This is a genomic window from Leucobacter coleopterorum, from assembly GCF_011382985.1.
Lineage (GTDB): Bacteria > Actinomycetota > Actinomycetes > Actinomycetales > Microbacteriaceae > Leucobacter > Leucobacter coleopterorum.
Map to the genome: position 1 here is coordinate 377010 of NZ_CP049933.1, position 18143 is coordinate 395152.

General features: G+C 63.7%; 15 protein-coding genes and 4 pseudogenes. 17 read left to right on the plus strand and 2 right to left on the minus strand.

Annotated features, from left to right (window positions below; all coding sequences use genetic code 11):
* Window positions 1-38 precede the first annotated feature (38 nt).
* From G7066_RS01800 to G7066_RS01825, 6 genes and pseudogenes are all read left to right on the plus strand, one after another.
* Window positions 39-1391 (plus strand): MFS transporter, encoded by a 1353-nt coding sequence (locus G7066_RS01800; protein WP_244303164.1) that lies wholly within the window; start codon window positions 39-41, stop codon window positions 1389-1391.
* A complete protein-coding gene (locus G7066_RS01805; protein ID WP_205881500.1) occupies window positions 1388-1801 on the plus strand; it encodes a RidA family protein in 414 nt (137 codons plus the stop codon). The genes G7066_RS01800 and G7066_RS01805 overlap by 4 nt, the downstream gene beginning before the upstream one ends.
* On the plus strand, window positions 1798-2430 hold the full coding sequence (locus G7066_RS01810; RefSeq protein ID WP_244303166.1) for an RraA family protein: 633 nt from the start codon (window positions 1798-1800) through the stop codon (window positions 2428-2430). The genes G7066_RS01805 and G7066_RS01810 overlap by 4 nt, the downstream gene beginning before the upstream one ends.
* A gap of 66 nt (window positions 2431-2496) precedes the next feature.
* Window positions 2497-4187: pseudogene (locus G7066_RS01815) on the plus strand (thiamine pyrophosphate-dependent enzyme).
* Between the two features lie 2 nt (window positions 4188-4189).
* Window positions 4190-5839, plus strand: coding sequence for an amidohydrolase (locus G7066_RS01820; protein ID WP_166328581.1), 1650 nt, complete (start codon window positions 4190-4192; stop codon window positions 5837-5839).
* 2 nt (window positions 5840-5841) lie between these two features.
* Window positions 5842-7085 (plus strand): annotated as a pseudogene (locus G7066_RS01825) (M20 family metallo-hydrolase).
* Here the strand turns inward: G7066_RS01825 and G7066_RS01830 are convergent.
* Window positions 7082-8365 (minus strand): D-alanyl-D-alanine carboxypeptidase family protein, encoded by a 1284-nt coding sequence (locus G7066_RS01830; protein ID WP_166328583.1) that lies wholly within the window; start codon window positions 8363-8365, stop codon window positions 7082-7084. The pseudogene G7066_RS01825 and the gene G7066_RS01830 sit on opposite strands and share 4 nt — an antisense overlap.
* A 199-nt stretch (window positions 8366-8564) precedes the next feature.
* Between G7066_RS01830 and G7066_RS01835 the strand changes: the two genes are divergently transcribed.
* Window positions 8565-9734, plus strand: coding sequence for an acetyl-CoA C-acyltransferase (locus tag G7066_RS01835; protein ID WP_166328585.1), 1170 nt, complete (start codon window positions 8565-8567; stop codon window positions 9732-9734).
* 48 nt (window positions 9735-9782) lie between these two features.
* Here G7066_RS01835 and G7066_RS01845 read toward each other — a convergent pair.
* Window positions 9783-10516 (minus strand): annotated as a pseudogene (locus G7066_RS01845) (chlorite dismutase family protein).
* A 138-nt stretch (window positions 10517-10654) separates the two neighbouring features.
* On the opposite strand from G7066_RS01845, the gene G7066_RS01850 reads away from it, so the two are divergent.
* The 10 genes and pseudogenes from G7066_RS01850 (at window position 10655) to G7066_RS01890 (ending at window position 18139) form a co-directional block, all read left to right on the plus strand.
* Window positions 10655-11407 carry an IclR family transcriptional regulator gene (locus G7066_RS01850; protein ID WP_166328591.1) on the plus strand — a complete coding sequence of 251 codons (753 nt, stop codon included), beginning with the start codon at window positions 10655-10657 and terminating at the stop codon, window positions 11405-11407.
* Window positions 11408-11501: 94 nt separating this feature from the next.
* Complete coding sequence (gene pcaH / locus G7066_RS01855) at window positions 11502-12323, plus strand: protocatechuate 3,4-dioxygenase subunit beta (protein ID WP_166328593.1); 822 nt, start codon at window positions 11502-11504, stop codon at window positions 12321-12323.
* A complete protein-coding gene (gene pcaG / locus G7066_RS01860; RefSeq protein ID WP_166328595.1) occupies window positions 12323-12901 on the plus strand; it encodes a protocatechuate 3,4-dioxygenase subunit alpha in 579 nt (192 codons plus the stop codon). Before pcaH ends, pcaG begins: the two co-directional genes overlap by 1 nt.
* Window positions 12891-13682 (plus strand): lyase family protein, encoded by a 792-nt coding sequence (locus G7066_RS16760; protein ID WP_280116185.1) that lies wholly within the window; start codon window positions 12891-12893, stop codon window positions 13680-13682. Before pcaG ends, G7066_RS16760 begins: the two co-directional genes overlap by 11 nt.
* Window positions 13679-14257, plus strand: a complete 579-nt coding sequence (locus tag G7066_RS16765; RefSeq protein ID WP_280116186.1) for a lyase family protein — start codon at window positions 13679-13681, stop codon at window positions 14255-14257. The genes G7066_RS16760 and G7066_RS16765 overlap by 4 nt, the downstream gene beginning before the upstream one ends.
* A 42-nt stretch (window positions 14258-14299) precedes the next feature.
* Window positions 14300-14986 (plus strand): alpha/beta fold hydrolase, encoded by a 687-nt coding sequence (locus G7066_RS01870; protein ID WP_244303167.1) that lies wholly within the window; start codon window positions 14300-14302, stop codon window positions 14984-14986.
* Window positions 14987-15074: 88 nt separating this feature from the next.
* Entirely contained in the window at window positions 15075-15479 is a 405-nt protein-coding gene (gene pcaC / locus G7066_RS01875; protein WP_280116187.1) for a 4-carboxymuconolactone decarboxylase, read from the plus strand.
* 95 nt (window positions 15480-15574) lie between these two features.
* Window positions 15575-16324, plus strand: a complete 750-nt coding sequence (locus G7066_RS01880; protein WP_166328597.1) for a 3-oxoacid CoA-transferase subunit A — start codon at window positions 15575-15577, stop codon at window positions 16322-16324.
* A pseudogene (locus tag G7066_RS01885) lies at window positions 16321-16976 on the plus strand (3-oxoacid CoA-transferase subunit B). Before G7066_RS01880 ends, G7066_RS01885 begins: the two are co-directional and overlap by 4 nt.
* Window positions 16973-18139 carry a thiolase family protein gene (locus G7066_RS01890; RefSeq protein WP_166328599.1) on the plus strand — a complete coding sequence of 389 codons (1167 nt, stop codon included), beginning with the start codon at window positions 16973-16975 and terminating at the stop codon, window positions 18137-18139. The pseudogene G7066_RS01885 and the gene G7066_RS01890 overlap by 4 nt, the downstream one beginning before the upstream one ends.
* Window positions 18140-18143: the final 4 nt, after the last annotated feature.

The following is an 18143-nucleotide window of genomic DNA, read 5'->3' on the forward strand; positions in this document are numbered from 1 at the left end:
CCCACTTTCAGCGCACGACCATTTCTGGAGGAAATGAATTGAGCACCTCAACTGTTGCGAACACGGATGTTCCCAACGCGCGACTCGACCAATCCAAGATGAGAAAAATCGCGACGGCTAGTGTCATCGGCACTACCGTTGAGTGGTACGATCTGTTTCTGTTTGGAACAGCCTCTGCCCTTGTGTTTAACAGAGTCTTTTTCCCTGATCTGCCACCTGAAGTTGGTACGATCCTCTCGTTTCTAACATTTGCCGCAGCCTATGTGGCTCGCACACTCGGCGCGGTCCTTTTCGGCCACTTCGGTGACCGCATCGGACGAAAATCCATGCTGCTTGTGTCGCTGTTGACAATGGGAGCGGCGACACTCGGGATCGGCCTGATTCCCGATTTCAACACCATTGGGTTGGCGGCACCGTTCATTCTGCTGACGCTGCGCATTATTCAGGGGCTTGCTCTCGGGGGTGAGTGGGGAGGTGCCGTGCTGATGACGGTTGAGCACGCTCCTGCCGCCAAGCGTGGCTGGTACGGCTCACTCGTGCAGGTCGGGGTGCCTATCGGCACGTTGCTTGCAAATCTCGCCTTTCTCATTGTGACTGCGGCTGTGTCTGAGGAAGCACTTGTGTCGTGGGGCTGGCGGATCCCCTTCCTCGCTTCTGTGCTGCTCGTAGCAGTGGGCATCTACATTCGCCTCAATATCGAAGAAACACCGAGCTTTCATCAGGTGCGCGAACAGGGCGCGAAGGCGAAACTCCCCTTTGTATACCTGATGCGTCACTACTGGAAGCAGGTTTTGCTCGGTGGTATTGCGACGTTGTCTACTGGTTCAACCTTCACGCTGATGGTGGCGTCCGGAGTCAACTACGGAACGAGCGCGATTGGTCTCACCTCGAACCTGATGCTGTGGGTGGTTTTCGCTGCGTGCCTGATTGGGTTTGTGTGTATTCCGCTGTTTGGGCGGCTCTCAGATCGCGTGGGCCGCAAACCGGTGATCGCGGCGGGGATCATCGCCGAGGCACTGCTTGCCTTCCCGTTCTTCTGGCTGATGAACACCGGCAACGTGGCCGCGGTGCTTCTCGCCTACGCGATGATGATGGTCGCGTTCTCTGCAAACTACGGGCCGATTGCAACCTTCCTCGCCGAGTTGTTCGGCGCGAAGGTGCGCTACTCCGGTCTCTCTGTTGCGTACATGCTTTCGGGGTTGCTCGGTTCTGCGATCACCCCAGCAATTACCGTGTGGCTGCTGAATCTCACCGGCCAGAGCGATTCCATTGCCTGGTACATTCTCGGGGCGTCGCTGCTGTCGCTGATCGCGCTGTTTTTACTGACCGATAACCGACTGCGCAACATAGACCGTGTTGGAGCCACGACCTCGGTGGAGGTGCCCGCGTGATCCGGCGCCTTGCTGCGATTCCGGGGGGAACACCGCCGCTTGGTCCCTACTCACAGGCCGTCGTGGCAAACGGGTTCGTGTTCACGGCTGGGCAGGTGCCGTTAGAGGCGGATGGATCCAGCCCCAACACATTTGAGAACGAGGTCGCACGCTGTATCGAGAATCTGCGCGACACGCTTGAGGCAGCTGGGAGTGGGCTGGAGTGTGTGGTGAAAGTAAACGGGTACCTGAGTTCACCCGAGCAGCTTGAACCATACAATCGCGTGTATGCGCGATACTTTGCTGCGGCCCCTCCCGCGCGCACTACGGTGTGTGTATCGCTGTGGGGCGTCTCGATGGAACTCGACTGTGTCGCGACACTGCGAGATGAGGCAGCTGCTGAATCGCACGCTCGGCAGGTACGATCATGAGCATTTCTCGGGTCGAGATGTTGGAGGGACTGCGCAAAGTTGAATTGCCGACCCTTGGTCATGTTCTTGAGGAGGGGTTTTGTCACCCGCAATTGCGCCCCATGAATGGTGAGAACAGGCTGTTCGGGATCGCGCGTACCCTCGATTTGAGGGAGCCTGATGCAGTGGCTGTGAACCACGCCCTGCTTGCACTGCAACCCGGCGAAGTGATGGTGATTCGTGTGGGTGGTGGCCTGCACGCTCCTGTAGGTGCCGTGACGGCGGCTGTGGCCGTGGCTCAGGGCTGCGCCGGAATTGTTGTTGACGGCCCTGTGACCGATATCGCGGCGCTACGAGAAGTCGGGCAGCGGTTACCGGTGTTTGCGACGGGGCTGACTGCCCGTACGACGAAGCGGCTGGGCACACTCCCGCGCGGCGGGTGTGCTCACCAGGGTGAGATCGAGATTGCTGGCACGACGGTGCATCCTGGTGATTTGGTGCTTGGGGACGCGCACGGCGTACTGGTGATGTCAGCAGAGGGCCTCGACGCTGACATCTTGGATCAGGCTCTCGCATCAGATCGCGACGAACCCGAACTGATAGCCAAGATTCGGCGCGGCGTGCCGCTAGCCGACCTGCTTGTTGTGTGAAACGGCATTCTGAAGTAACCCCTAAACGCTTTGACTAGACCAGACGATAGAAGACGAGGAACCCACATGCCCCAGTCAGCCGGTCACCTGATCGTGCGCACGCTCGAAGCCCACGGTGTGAAACGGGTCTACGCCGTTCCCGGTGAGAGTTACCTCGACGTGCTCGACGGCCTGCACGACTCCGGAATCGAGACGGTTGTGTGCCGCCACGAGGGCGGGGCCGGGTTTATGGCGCTTGCCGAGGGGCGGCTTACTGGGCAACCCGGGGTCGCGATGGTGACTCGCGGACCGGGGGCCGCGAACGCCATGATCGCGGTGCACACGGCCTGGCAAGACGCGACGCCTCTGGTGTTGTTCGTTGGCCTCGTGCCGGTTGCGGATCGTGAGCGCGACGCGTTCCAGGAGTTCAGTCTGACCGGCTGGTTTGGGTCAACCGCGAAGCGCGTCATGACGATCGATGATGCTTCGCGTGCGGGTGAACTCGTCAACGAGGCACTGAGGATCGCAGCGAGTGGCCGCCCCGGGCCCGTTGTTGTGGGGTTGCCCGAAGACGTGCTGACGCACGCGACCGATGCGGCCGTGCTCGTGCCTTTTGCTGCTGCGCGGCCCATTCCCGCGGAATCGGAGGTTGCTTCGCTTGTGGATCGTCTCGCGCGAGCCCAGCGCCCCGCCTTTGTTGTCGGCGGCGACGGCTGGCAGAGCGGCTGTGGCCATGAGCTTGCATCGTTTGCGACGGCTGCCGGGATCCCCGTGTTTGCCGATTGGCGTGCCTACGACGCGGTGCCCCATGACGCTGCCAGCTGGGCTGGGTGGCTTGGCTACGGGCGGGCTAACGCCGTGGCCGCCGGGTACGCTGAGGCCGATCTATTGGTGTTTGTCGGTTGCACACGCTCCGATGTGCTCAGCGACGGCTACACGCTCGGGTTCGACACCGAAACCGTGCTGGTGCTCGCCGATCCGAACGCGGCCACTCACGCGGGGCGGATCGATCAGCAGGTGCTTGCGACGCCCGAGACATTCGTTGGTGCGCTAAGCGAGACCGATCCTGAAGCCGCGCGAGGTACACGCAGTGACGAGTGGGTGGCCGGGCGTCACTGCGCCCAGCAGCGGTTCGCGCGACACCGGGCCGACTCGTCGGTCGAAGCGGTCAGGACCGATAACGCTTCGGGTGAGACCGCCGAGACGGCCCCGAACAAAGACCTCGGCGTAGACCTCGGAACCGCCTTCGGCATACTCGACGACCGGCTCGGGGGCGAGGCGATCCTCACCTTCGGCGCGGGCAACGCCACCATCTGGGCGCACCGCTTCGTGCGGCACCTCACCCCGCGAGCCTCGTTGGTGCCCGCAATGGAGCGATGGGTCTCGCGGTTCCCGCCGCCGTCGCCGCATCTCTCGCGTTTCCAGAGCGGCGCTCGGTCGCGGTCTGCGGTGACGGCGACTTCTTGATGAACGGCCAAGAACTCGCGACCGCGTTTGCTCACGGCGGCGCACCCCTGGTGATTGTTGTCGACAACGGCATCTACGGCACGATCGTGCAGCACCAGGAGCGCGAGTACCCGGGTAGGCCCTCGGGCACCCGCATGGCGAATCCCAACTTCGCCGATTGGATGCGCTCCTTCGGCGGCCACGGCGAACACGTGGAGCGCACGGAGGACTTCGCCGCCGCGCTCGACCGGGCACTCGCCACAGAAACACCCGCGCTGATCCACGTTGTGATTGATTCTGCGGTGATGCCCCCGGCATCGAGTGAGGTGTAGCTATGAAACTCGACCTGATTGTGCGCGCGCGACAGATCCTGACGCTTGATCCCGCGAACCCGGTTGTGACCAGCATCGGCGTGATCGGCGACCGCATCGTCGGCTTCGACGCGGAACTCGACGGCTGCGAGGCCACCCGCGTTGAGGACTTCGGCGAGGCCACGGTCACGCCGGGCCTGATCGACGCCCACTGCCACACCGCTTGGTGGGGGCTCGGCCTCGCCGCGATCGACCTGAGTAAAGCGCAGGGGCTCGACGAACTCTACGCGCTGGTCGAAGCTGAGGCTCAGCGCCTGGCCGATGAGCCACACGCCTGGATACACGGCACCGGGTTTAACCAGGCACACCACGGCGGAGCTTTCCCCGATATTGCGCGCCTCGATGAGCTGACTGGCGACCGCCCGCTCTACCTGCGGCACACCTCGGGGCACGCTTCCATCACAAACACGGCGACTCTGCGGCTGGTCGGCGCGCTCGAACCCGGCTTTGAGAACCCCACGGGTGGCGTGGTTGTGCGTGATGATTCTGGCCGACCAACCGGACTCGTCGAAGAAGCCGCCCAGGGCCTTGTGCAGGCGCTGCTGCTGCCGTATGCGACCGACCGCCTGGTCGAGGCGCTGGAGGCCGCAACCTCACGCTACGCCGAACAGGGCATTACGAGTTTCTCCGAGGCTGGTGTTGGTGGCGGGTGGATCGGCCACAGCCCCGTTGAGGTCGCGGCTTACCAGGCGGCCGCCGAGCGCGGACGGCTGCACGCGCGAGCCCAGCTGATGCCCGCGCTCGACGCCCTCCACCCGCTGCGGGCGCACGCGGCCGATTTTCAGGGCGAGGGTTCGGGATCGGGCCTCGACCTCGGCATTCGTTACGGCTTTGGTGACGATCTGGTACGTTTTGGGCACGTCAAGGTGTTTCTGGACGGCTCGCTGCTCGGTGCGACGGCCGCCGTGACCGAAGATTTCTGCGGGCACCCGCGCAACACCGGCTACCTGCTCGATGAACCGGCGGTATACCGCAACCGTGTGCTGGGCGCCTATCGTGCCGGCTGGCCGCTCGCCCTCCACGCGATCGGAGACGCCGCGATTGACCTTGCGCTCGACCTGATTGAGGAGGCCCAGGAACGTTACGGGCGCATGAGCGCCCCCTGCCGCATCGAACACTTCGGCATCGCTCGGCCCGACCAGGTATCGCGCGCGGGCGCACTCGGCATCGCGGTGACCCCGCAGGCGGGGTTTATCGGGCCTATTGGCGATCAGATGGCCCAGATGGTCGGCTCGGAGCGTGCCGATTGGCTCTATCGCGGCCGATCCGTGATCGACGCGGGGATCGTGCTCGCTGGATCCTCGGACTTGCCCGTTGCCGACAACAACCTGCGCAGAGGCATGCAGGCCGCAGTCGACCGCAAGACCGACAGCGGTGCGGTGCTCACTGCTGGTGAGGCGATTACACGGGAGGAAGCGCTGCGTACCCACACCGAGTGGGCGGCACGAGCAACTGGCCAGCTTGCCGATAAGGGCACTCTGGAACGAGGCAAGCTGGCCGACCTCGCGGTATTTTCGGCGTCGCCGCTTGAGACAGAAAGCATTGCAGAACTCAGTATCGTTGCCACCGTGCTCGGCGGGCAGCTGAGCTACGACACCCGCGGAAGGGACTGACCATGACACAGCACGACGAGAGCTTCCTGGCCGACTGGCAGATACAGGGCACCTTCGGGGCCGTCGCTGGCACCCACGGAGTCGATCGCGAGGCCGCCACCGAAGCCGACGGTGAGCAGCGCCGCTGGTTTGCCGAGCTGCTCGAATCGCACGGCTTCACGGTGCAGCGCGATGCGATCGGCAACCAGTTTGGGTTACTCGAACTTGTGCCCGGCGCACCCTACGTGTTGACCGGATCACACCTGGACTCGCAACCCACCGCCGGTCGCTTCGACGGGGCCTACGGTGTGATGGCGTCGGCGTACGCCTGTTTCCGGGTTGCCGAAGAGCTGCGCGCCGATCCTGCCAGCGCCCGCTTCAACCTCGCGATAGTGAACTGGTTCAACGAGGAGGGATCCCGCTTCAAGCCCTCCATGATGGGCAGCGGGGTGTTCACCGGCAAGCTGGCGTTACAGGAAGCACTGGCAACCGAGGATCGCGACGGCGTGACCGTGGCGGAGGCGCTTGCTGCTCTTGGCGAGCGCGGTGACTTCGCGGGTCTTGAAGTTGCATCGTACGCCGAGATTCACGTGCAGCAGGGGCGCAGCATGGAGCAGGACGGTGTGACGATCGGCCTCGTTGACGCGACCTGGGCGGCGCACAAATTTGAGTTTAAGATCACCGGAGAGCAGGCGCACAGCGGATCAACGCTGATGTCGGACCGCCGCGACGCTCTGCTGGGGCTGCGCGACTCATCGTCGCCGTGCGCGAGCTCGTCAACGAATTTGAAGAGGGAATGTTGCACTCGGCCTGTGGAGAGATCGACGTCTACCCCAACTCTCCCGTGGTGGTTGCCAGCGAGGTGAAGCTGCTGCTCGACTTCCGCTCGCCGAGCGAAGAGGTGCTGCAGGCGGCGTACACCTCGCTCATGGCGACGGTCGAAAAGGTGCGGCGTGAGGATCGTGTCGGCATCGAGATTATTGCCGAGCACAGCTGGGGGCGAAGCCCCTACTCGGAACCCGGGGTCGAACTGTCTCGGGAGGTCGCCGAGCAACTGGGCCTTAGCAGCGACCGTGTGCTGACCGTTGCCGGCCACGACTCGACGAACATGAAGGACACGGTGCCGACGGTGATGCTCTTTGTGCCGAGCGTTGACGGAGTCTCGCACAACCTCAATGAGTTCACCCGCGAGGAAGACCTGATTGATGGTCTGCACCAACTGACCGGTGTCGTGCGTCGTCTGGCTCAGGGAGCGCTTGTTCACTAACCGAAGACAGCCGCCGGGTGCGTGAAGCGCCACCAGAAGTCGGGCTGTACGAGGTCAACCGTTGTCAGGATCTTTACCTGATCGTCTCCCGTGGGGGTCTTGATCTCGATTGAGCCGACGTGTGCGCCCGCCTTCTCTGCGCCGAACTCGCCCACCTCGATGCTGCGACTTGCAGCCTCACCCGGTAGCAGCACGGCCTTCGCTGAATCAGCTGCGACGAGGGGAATCTCGGTGCCGTCAACGGTGGTCGCGACGCCAACTCGGGAGTCTTTTTTGACCACCTCAATTTGCTGAGGTAGAGCCTCGATCGCCGCCAGCATGTCGCGCCCTGACTGCGCGCGATCCTCCTTTGAGGCCCGACCAAAAGTGACCGCGATCTTTACGAGAGGTCGCCCGAAGGCCTCGCCTTCTTGGGCCACGAGGTAGTTGAATCCGGCAGAGCTTGAGCGGCCCGTCTTCACGCCCAGGATGCCGGGCAGCTCAGTGAGAAGAGGGTTCGTGTTTTCGATCGTGCCGATGCCCCACGGCATGTCAGCCGATGGCATGCGAGTGAACTCGGCGATGGTTGGGTTCTGCAGAGCGAGGCGACCTATCTGAAGTATGTCTGCAACACTCGCGACGTTCGCTTCATCCATGCCCGTCGGCTCCACCAGGTTGACCGAGTCGAAGCCGTGACGCTGCTTCCAGTCGTTCACCGCGGCAACGAAGGTGTCGTTGTCGCCAAACACCGAGTAGGCGTATGCCGCCGCGTAGTCGTTGGCCGAGGGCAGAAAGATGAGGGTGAGCATTTGCCGCAGAGAGACCTCGGTGCCAACGGGAATCGGGTACGCGACTCCGTCGTCGGCAAGGTACCCCTGCTGCCTCGCGGCGTCGGCTTCGTTCCACACGTGGATCGGGCCGTCCGCTCCGGGCTCGAGTGGTTCCTTCTCTTGGCAAACCAGCACGGTAATTAACTTCGAGATGCTCGCGAGCGGATATGCCTGCGGATCGTTCGACCAGACCTCCTTCTGGTCGGCCCAGCCAACCGCCGTCGGCAGCGTCTGCGCGTCAACGACGGCCTGTGCCTCGGTTGCCTCGGGCCCAAAGCTCTCGTTGGCGCTCATCTCGAGTGTGACCTCGGGGCTAGGTAACGGAACACTTGCGACAGCAACTGTGTATCCCGCAACCAGAAGTACGAGTACAGAGAGGAGCACCAGTGTCGCACGCAGGCCTTTGTGCTTTGCGGGTGATGGTGCGGATGAAGAAAGAGGAGCAGTGGCGCTCGAATCCGGGAGAGTCACGGCTCCAGCCTAGGTGATTTACCTGTAGCGCCCATGAATCGGTGATTCACTTTGCACACTGAACAACGCCTGTGCCGTGCGAGGTTGGCCTGCCGCTGAACCGGGGATCAGGCACACTGTAAGAGGGGTCGTACAACGATTGCCCGATCCAGCTAGACCAGCGAAGATCTAACCCCGTCGCTCGTGAGGAGCCAAACTGATGACTGCGTTGATCGCGGGTTACGCCCGCACCCCGTTCACTAGGTTCACCGGACAGCTCGCGGGGCAGCCCGCGACCGTGCTCGGCGCGCACGCCGTAAAGGCGGCGCTGCAGCGCGCGGGAGTGGCTGCTGACCAGGTCGACGCGCTGGTCGCGGGCCAGGTGTTGCAGGGTGGGGCAGGGCAGAACCCGGCGCGGCAGACCGCGGTGGGAGCAGGCATTCCGCTCAATGTGCCCGCTATCACACTGAACGCCGTGTGCCTGTCGGGCACCGAGGCGGTCTCGCAGGCCGCGCGCCTCATCAACGCCGGCGAGGCCGAGATTGTGGTCGCCGTCGGGCAGGAATCGATGTCCCTCGCCCCCCACGTGATCCCGATGCGTGCCGGTACAAAGTATGGTGCCGCGCAGTTGATCGACACGGTGGACCACGACGGTCTTACCGACGCCTTCGAGCGCACCGCGATGGGCGCCCTCACCGAGGCAGGTAACTCCCCGCTCGGCATTACTCGCGAGCAGCAGGACGAGATCGCCGCCGCGTCTCACCAGCGTGCGGCAACGGCGGCCGAGTTCTTTGCGGGTGAGATCGAGCCGTTCACTGTCACCTCGCGCCGTGGCGAGACCGTTGTGTCTGCGGATGACGGGATCCGCGCAGACACCACGGTCGAGTCACTTTCGAAGCTGCGTCCCGCGTTCGCAAAAGACGGCACGATCACCGCAGGTAATGCCTCACAGATTACCGATGGTGCTGCTGCGCTCGTTATTGTGAGCGAGGCCGCCGCGACGAGGCTCGGGCTGAAGCCAATCGCCCGCATTGAGGCAACCGCGCTCGTAGCTGGCCCCGATGTGCACCTGCACTCGCAGCCCGCACGCGCGATTGCCGCGGCGCTCGCAAAGACCGAAGCGGAGGCTTCTGAGCTGGTCGCTATCGAGATCAACGAGGCGTTCGCCGCCGTCGGTGCGCAATCCACGCGAGAACTCGGCGTCGATCCTGAAATCGTCAACGTGCACGGCGGAGCGATTGCTCTCGGGCACCCCATTGGCGCCTCTGGGGCGCGTATCGTCGGCACCCTGGCCCGTCAGGTCGCAGAGCTTGGTCCGGGATCGCTCGGCGCCGTCGGCATTTGCGGCGGTGGGGGTCAGGGCAGCGCCGTGGTGCTGCGCGCACTGTAGTTCGGTGTGGGTGGGCCGTCAGTGGAGACGGACCCACCCACCAAACATCTACTGCAGAACCTCAACGACCTCGGCGAGTTCAATGAGGCGGCCGGTGTAGAACTCCGTGTCTTCGCGCACGTGCTGCTTCACATTGACGGCACGCAGGGCGCGGTTCATATCGACGAGGTCAACAAGTTCGTCGGACTCCATCGGGAAGATCCACTCGTAGCTGCCGAGGGCGTAGCCAGCGACGATGTTCGAGGTGACACCCTTAAACTCGCCCGCGCGTCCAGCTGCTCCATGACGAGTCGGCTGTGGTCGGCGGGGTCAATCAGATGCCAGCTTGTGGATCGCGCGACCGGGTGAAGTGCAAGCCACTGCTTAGGTTCGACACCACTGACAAAACCGGGAACCTGATCCTTGACGAACTCAGTCTCGCGTTGCACACCGACGGTGCTCCAGACTCGGATCAGCGGCTTCAGCAGTGAGGTTCGTCGCAGCAGACGAAGTGCCCACTGCAGGTCTTCGGCGTTTGGGCCGTGTAACCACAGCATCAGGTCAGCGTCGGCGCGCAAACCGCTGACGTCGTAGAGACCGCGCAAGGTAACGTTTTCGTCGCTCGTGAGTTCAAGGACGTCTTCGAACTCACGAACGACACCGGCAACATCGCGGCCGTCAAAGACGCTCGGATGTGAAGAGCTGACTCGAAAAACGGCGAACAGCGTGTACACGGGAGGAGTGCTGTCGTCAGTGTGTTTGGGGGCAGAGGGGAAAGTGATGGGCGTGTCGGGGATGCTCATATTTCACATCTTCCTCAGCTTCACATTTTCCTGCAACGGGTTGACGGCAGTCTCAAGTGAGGGCTACGATCCCGGGATTAGTCTCAGCTGGAGGCGCAGCGACCGCCAGAGCGGAGGCCTTGCAGTAGGGTGACTCAAATGAGCGGTGACGGCGTACTAGAGCGAGGACTCGCCCTGCTTGGCTGCTTTTCGGCTGACGAACCCGAGCTAACAGCGGCAGATCTGGCTGCGCGCACCGGCCTGGCCTCGTCGACCCTGCATCGGCTGATCGGTACCCTGCTTGCGAAGGGTTTGCTCGTTCGAACGCAGGGGCACTTCTACGCAGTGGGGGCGCGGCTGTGGGAACTCGGAGAGCTTTCACCCCTCTCGCTGCGTCTGCGTGAGCGCGCGATCCCGCACCTGATGCGACTGTACGAGGCGACCGGCGAGAACGTGCACCTGGGTGTACTTGACGGTGATCCTGAACGAGCCACGGTGCTGCACGTCAGCAGGGTGACCGGTCACCGTTCTATCCCCACCGTGAGTCGCGCTGGTGGTAGGGAACCGTTGCACGCGACCGGTGTGGGAAAGGCGCTCCTTGCCACCCGAGATGAGGAGTGGCTGCACAGGTATTTCTCGACGCCGCGCGAGCGGGAGACCGTTAACACCATCGTGGGGGAGCCGGAGCTTCGTGGAGACCTGCAGCGCACAAATGCCCGCGGCTACGCGCTGACGCGAGAAGAGATGACGCTGGGCAACATATCGGTGGCTGCGGCGCTCGCTCCCATTCAGGGACTGCCACCCGTTGCCCTTGGTGTGGTGGTGCATATTGATCGGGCCGACGAGCGTGTGCTCGCGAGAATGGTGCAGCAGACGGCGCGGGACATGTTTATTGCCGTGCGCGAGGCCTAGGCATCGCCTACTCCCACTGAGTGGGAATTCATGAGGGATTGCGGAGGCATCGCTGCCAACCTGTAGGTCTGCCCGATCTCGAAGGAGAGCCTCGATGACCCCTCAACCACGCCAGGCGGCGGCACCCGAATCGCTGCTTGCTTCGCCCGACCAGGTGTCGCAGTCGCAGATCAATGCTGAGACAGCTGCGTTGCACAGTGAGTACGCGCAGCGCGTTGCCGGCGGCGAGCAACTGCCCCGCACGATGCACAACTTTCCGCCGTACCGCTCGAGCTTGCTGCGGCACCCCACCAAAAACCTGAAGCTGGTGGATCCCGAAACCATCGAGCTGTGGTCACCCGCTTACGGGCAGCGCGACGTTGCAGCGATCGAGTCCGATCTCACGCTGCAGCACAGCGGTGAGCCGCTCGGCGAGCGCATCACGGTGACGGGCCGACTGCTCGACTCGTGGGGCCGCCCGCAGCGCAACCAGCTCATCGAGATCTGGCAGGCCAACTCTGCCGGGCGCTACATTCACCAGCGGGATCAGCACCCAGCACCGCTCGACCCGAACTTTACAGGCGCGGGTCGTGCTATCACCGATGACAACGGTGAGTACACCTTTACCTCGATCAAGCCGGGACCCTACCCCTGGAAAAATCACGTCAATGCCTGGCGGCCCGCCCACATTCACTTCTCGGTGTTTGGTCCGTCGTTCACACAGCGCATCGTGACCCAGATGTACTTCCCTGGCGATCCGCTGTTCCCGCTCGACCCGATCTACAACACGATTCGGGATCAGCGTGACCGCGACCGGCTCGTCGGTGTGTATGACCACGACCTGACGGTTCCCGAATTCTCGATGGGCTACCGCTTCGATATTGTGCTCGACGGACCCAACGCCACCTGGTTTGAGCCCGAAGAAGGGGATCACTAATGACAAAGCACACACTTGCTGGCGTGCCAGCGAAGACGCACGAGGCCACACCCGGCCAAACCGTTGGTCCGTTCTTCGCCTATGGCACGACGTTTCCGAAAAAGCACGAGGTTGCCTTTCCACACTCGCCCGGGGCCATCGTGCTGAGCGGAACGGTGTATGACGGCGCTGGCAACCCGATCCCTGACTCGATGATTGAGATCTTCGCGGCCGATTCCGACGGCAGCGTGTCACGGGCCCGCGGCACGTTCAAGCGCGATGATCACACCTTTACCGGCTTTGGTCGCGCATTCACGAGCGATGAGGGGCACTACGAATTCTGGACTCGCAACCCCGGGTCGGTTGACGGTGAGGCACCTTTCTTCGCCGCAATCGTCTACGCGCGAGGGCTGCCAGACAAACTTCACACCCGTATCTATCTGCCGGAGAACGACGAACTGCTGAGTGCAGATTCGCTGCTTTCCTCGCTCACGGCCGACGAGCGCGCTACGCTCGTTGCAACCCGAACGCCCGAGGGTTATCTCAGCCACGACATTTACCTGCAGGGTGAGAAAGAGACTGTGTTCCTTGCCTACTGACCCCGCTGTCTCAGACGCCGCATCGTTTACCGACTTCGGACTGCTCTCACCCGTATCGATTGGGCACGACTCCGAAGTCGGTGACGATGAGGTGCTGGGAGCGTTGGTCGCGGCTGAGGTGGCGCTTACTCGCGCCTGGGCGGCTGTCGGTGTTGCCCCGCAGGGCGCGGCCGATTCAGTTTCTGACGCCCTCGGATGGAAAGGTGTGGGGCGACCCTGCGTGCAGCACGGGGTGCCCCTTCAACGACTCGCGGGAGAGGCTGCGGCCGGGGGCAACCCTGTCATCCCGCTCGTGGGTGAGCTGCGTTCGCGTGTGCCCGAGGATGTTTGCGCATGGGTGCACCGCGGTGCAACAAGTCAAGACATGCTCGACTCGGCGCTCATGCTGATCGCCCAGCGCGCGGCGACCACAACTCTCGATGATTTGCGCGCGACCCAAGCAGCCCTCGTGCAGTTCGCCGCGAATCACCGCGACGAGGTTGCCGCCGCCCGAACACTGACCCAGCATGCCGTGCCAACAACACTTGGCCTGCGCGCGGCGGGCTGGGCGCGCGGAGTGGCGCGCGCGATCCTGCGCCTGGAAACAGCAACGAATGAGCTACCTGCGCAACTCGCGGGAGCGGGCGGCACCCTTGCTTCGTTTGTGCAGATTGCTGGGGAAGAGGCGGCTCGTCAGTTGCCCGTGGCTTTCGCAGCGGAGCTCGGCCTTGCCGCACCCGTCGCCCCTGGCACACGCAACGGTGGCCGGTTACCGAACTCGGTGACGCGCTGGCACAGGTGACCGACGCGCTTGGAGTGATCGCCGCAGACGTAGCCACCCTGAGTCGAACTGAGATTGGGGAGTTGGCTGAGGGAGAGGGCGGAGGATCCTCTGCGATGCCTCAGAAGCAGAACCCCGCTCGCTCGATCCTGATCCGCTCGGCTGCCCTGCGTGCCCCCCAGCTCGCCGCCACACTGCACACGGCCGCCGCGCTCGCCGTCGATGAACGCCCCGACGGCGCCTGGCACGCGGAGTGGCCGACGCTGCGCGAACTGCTGCGCCTTGCCCGCGGAGCGAGCACACACGCAAAGCAACTAGTCAGCGGCCTGCGCGTGAACGACGCCGCGGTGCAGCGCAACCTCGGGCTCAGCCGCGGGTTGATCGTTGCGGAGCGGTTGTCGCTGGTGCTTGGGCCAGTGCTTGGTGCGGATCGCGTGCGCCAGATTGTGGCTGCTGCTGGCGCGGGTGCCGACCTGGGCGAACTGTTGCTGGCCGAACCGGCAATCGCGCAGGCCGGCATTGACATCGCCGAGCTGCTTGACCCGGCAAAATACACCGGCCTCGCCGGGCGTTATGTCGATGATCTCGCTCAATAACACTTTTAGAATCCCGTTTACCTCTGATCCTGGAGACCCTGAATGACCGTTCCTGAAGTAACCTTCACCGTGCCAGTTGGCCCCGAGGGGCGACCACTCGTAGTGCTCGGTCACTCGCTCGGCACGGGCCCGCTCATCTGGGAGCGCGTTGTTCCCGTTCTGGCGGAGCATTACCGAGTGACTCTGCTGGCGCTGCCCGGCCACGACGCGGCCCCCGTGCCCAGCGAACCGTTCAGCATGGAGGAACTCGCGGCTGCGGTGGCGCGCGGGACACGCGACCTGGCAGACGGACCCGCACTGTATGCGGGTGTGTCGATCGGTGGGGCGCTCGGCCTGACGCTCGCACTGCACCACCCCGATGTGTTCGCCGGTGCGGCGATCATTGCCTCTGCCGCCTCACTCGGCAGTGCGGAACACTGGGAGGCACGTGCCGCGAAGGTGCGTGAGCAGTCGACATCTTCACTTGTGATTTCGTCGGCGCAGGCGTGGTTCGCCCCCGACTCGATCGCCAACGAGCCGGAGATGACCGGTCGCATCTTGCGGGTGCTGCAGGGTGTCTCCGACGAGGGGTACGCGCGCTGCGCCGAGGCGCTTGGAGGGTACGATCTGCGCAGCCGGCTGAGCGAGATCCGCGTCCCGATTCTTGCAATGGGGGCGAGTTCGACGGGGTTGCCCCTGAGGGTCGTCAGGACGAGATCGTTGCGGGTGTGCCGAATGCTCGCAAGGTGATCATTGAGGGTGCAGCGCACCAGCCGCCCGCTGAGCAGGCCGACGCTGTGAGCGCGGCACTGCTCGAGTTTTTTGGCGAGGTGGCAGCGTGAGCGGCGGTGTGGGTCTCAGCGATGCGGAACGCTACGAACGCGGCATGGTCGTGCGGCGCGAAGTGCTGTCTGACGCCCACGTGGATCGGGCAAACGAGTCGATCACAGAGTTCACTAGTGACTTTCAAGGCTTCATCACGCGCACGGCCTGGGGTGACATTTGGTCGCGACCGGGGTTGGATCGCCGCTCGCGCTCGGTTGCTGTGCTGACGGCCATGATTGCACTTGGCCACCACGACGAGTTTGAGATGCACGTGCGTGCCGCGAGGAGTAACGGACTGACGGTCGCTGAGATTAAGGAGGTGATTCTGCAAGCGGGTCTCTACTGCGGTGTTCCTGCGGCGAACACGGCCTTTAAGCTCGCGGAGCGAGTGCTGCGTGAACTTGGGGATGTGCGGTGAGGGTGTAGACTGCTTTCGTGTAGCGAAGAGTAGTTCGCTAAGCGAAAACTTGATCTCGTGATCGGAACCAACTCACGTACCAAAGGAGGCCACTCGTGATCGATAAGTCTGTGTCGTCCGCCGAAGCTGCGGTAGCAAGGATTCCTGACGGGGCAACGGTGATGATCGGGGGCTTCGGTCGTGCCGGCCAACCGATTGAGCTCATTGACGCGCTCATTGCTCAGGGTGCCGGTGATCTCACCATCGTGAACAACAACGCAGGCAACGGCGACACAGGTCTCGCCGCCCTGCTCGCGAAGCGGCGGGTCAAAAAGATCATCTGCTCGTTCCCGCGCCAGGCCGACTCATGGGTCTTCGACGGCCTTTACCGCGAGGGCGTGATCGAGCTCGAGCTTGTGCCGCAGGGCAACCTGGCCGAGCGCATCCGCGCTGCGGGCGCCGGTATCGGCGGGTTTTTCACGCCGACCGGTGTTGGCACACGGCTCGCTGAGGGGAAGGAGACCCGCGAAATCGACGGGCGCCAGTATGTGCTCGAGTACCCAATCAAGGCCGACTTCGCGCTGATTAGCGCGCGGGTCGCAGACCGCTGGGGCAACCTCGTGTACCGCGAAACGGCCCGCAACTTTGGTCCGATCATGGCCGCGGCCGCCACAACGACGATCGCTCAGGTCGACCACATTGTCGAACTGGGCGCGCTCGATCCCGAATCCGTAGTGACTCCTGGCATCTTCGTCGATCGCGTGGTCGCGGTTGGTGACCGCCGCTGGTTGAGCGGTGACGAGTTTGTTGGAGGGGTAGACATTGAAGGACAGCCCCTGACCGGAGAGGCGGAGGCGACACGATGACCACCAAAATTAGCAGGCAAGAACTCGCGGCTCGCATCGCCGCCGATATTCCCGAGGGTTCGATTGTGAACCTCGGGATCGGTGCGCCCACACTCGTGGCCGACGCGCTTCCGCGCGAGCGCGAGATTATTCTGCACACCGAAAACGGCATGCTCGGCATGGGCCCCGCCCCGAGCCGGGCCGTGTTGATCCCGATCTGATCAACGCGGGCAAACAGGCGGTCACCGCTTTGCCCGGTGCCGCTTACTTCCATCACGCTGACTCGTTTGGCATGATGCGCGGTGGTCACCTCGACGTGTGTGTGCTCGGGGCTTTTCAGGTCGCGGAGAACGGTGATCTCGCAAACTGGTCAACGGGTGCCGAGGGTGCGATTCCCGCGGTTGGCGGCGCAATGGATCTCGCGATCGGGGCCAAAAAGGTTTACGTGATGACCGACCTGCTCACAAAGCAGGGCGCGTCGAAACTCGTGACCGAGTGTAGCTATCCGCTCACGGGTGTCGGTTGCGTGTCGCGGGTCTACACTGATCACGCCGTCTTCGACGTCACCCCCGACGGGTTTGCGGTGCGCGAGCTGTTTGGCGACAACACCCTTGAAGAACTGCGAGAGCTCACCGGCTTGGCTCTGCTCGACGCGACGGCGATGGCACGATGAGCGGCACCTATATCTACGACGCTGTGCGCACCCCCTTCGGTCGTGCGGGCGGTGCCCTCTCCGGCGTGCGACCCGACGACCTCGCCGCGACGGTGATGCGGGCGACGGTTGAACGAGCCGGGGTAGACCCCGAGAGGATCGCGGACGTCATCTTTGGTGACGCAAACCAGGCCGGAGAAGACAACCGCAACGTGGCCCGCTTTGGTGCGCTACTCGCGGGCTTCCCCACGACCGTCACCGGTGTGACGGTCAATCGCCTGTGCGCCTCTTCTCTTGAGGCGGTGATCCAAGGGTCGCGCGCAATCGAAACGGGTGACGCCGAGGTGGTGTTGGCTGGCGGCGTTGAGTCCATGAGCCGCGCCCCCTTTGTTGTCGAGAAATCCGCCAAACCCTGGCCTGCGGTCGGCAATCAGACGATGTGGAACACCGCTATCGGGTGGCGCATGACGAACCGAGCACTGCCCGTACACTGGACCATCTCGAACGGAGAAGCGGCCGAAAAGACCGCACGAGAGTGGGGCATCTCGCGCGAGGCGCAGGATCAGTTTGCGGTGCGCTCGCACCGCCTCGCCGCAGAGGCGTGGGCGGCCGGGGTCTACGACTCCGAGATCGTGCAGGTTGCGGGTGCCGAGCTCGGGCGCGACGAGGGCATTCGCGAGAGCACAGTTGAAAAGCTTGCGGGCCTGAAGCCCCTCTTCGCCGCGGACGGCACCGTGACGGCGGGCAACGCCTCGTCGATTAACGATGGTGCCTCGGCGGTGTTGCTCGGTGCCGAGGGTGCGCTTCCGGGTGAACCCCTCGCGCGAATCGTAGGGCGGGCCGCGCACGGCGTCGATCCTGACTTCTTTCCCATCGCTCCCATCGAGGCCGCAAACAAGGCACTGGCGAAGGCGGGCAAAACCTGGGCCGATGTTGATCTGGTCGAGCTCAACGAAGCCTTTGCCTCACAGTCGCTTGCTTGCCTCGCGGGCTGGCCCGAACTCGACCCTGCAAAACTCAACATTCACGGCGGTGCCCTCGCGATGGGGCACCCGCTGGGGGCGTCTGGTGGGCGGATTATCGGCCACGCGGCGCACGAGCTCGCGCGGCGAGGTTCAGGGGTTGCGGTTGTTGCGATCTGCATCGGCGTCGGCCAGGGCCTCGCGGTGGTGCTCGAACGATAGAGTA

Coding starts and splice junctions, on each gene's coding strand:
- G7066_RS01810 (WP_244303166.1), top strand. CDS start 1,798: ATGAGCATTTCTCGGGTCGAGATGTTGGAGGGACTGCGCAAAGTTGAA.
- G7066_RS01820 (WP_166328581.1), top strand. CDS start 4,190: ATGAAACTCGACCTGATTGTGCGCGCGCGACAGATCCTGACGCTTGAT.
- G7066_RS01835 (WP_166328585.1), top strand. CDS start 8,565: ATGACTGCGTTGATCGCGGGTTACGCCCGCACCCCGTTCACTAGGTTC.
- G7066_RS01850 (WP_166328591.1), top strand. CDS start 10,655: ATGAGCGGTGACGGCGTACTAGAGCGAGGACTCGCCCTGCTTGGCTGC.
- pcaH (WP_166328593.1), top strand. CDS start 11,502: ATGACCCCTCAACCACGCCAGGCGGCGGCACCCGAATCGCTGCTTGCT.
- pcaG (WP_166328595.1), top strand. CDS start 12,323: ATGACAAAGCACACACTTGCTGGCGTGCCAGCGAAGACGCACGAGGCC.
- G7066_RS01870 (WP_244303167.1), top strand. CDS start 14,300: ATGACCGTTCCTGAAGTAACCTTCACCGTGCCAGTTGGCCCCGAGGGG.
- G7066_RS01890 (WP_166328599.1), top strand. CDS start 16,973: ATGAGCGGCACCTATATCTACGACGCTGTGCGCACCCCCTTCGGTCGT.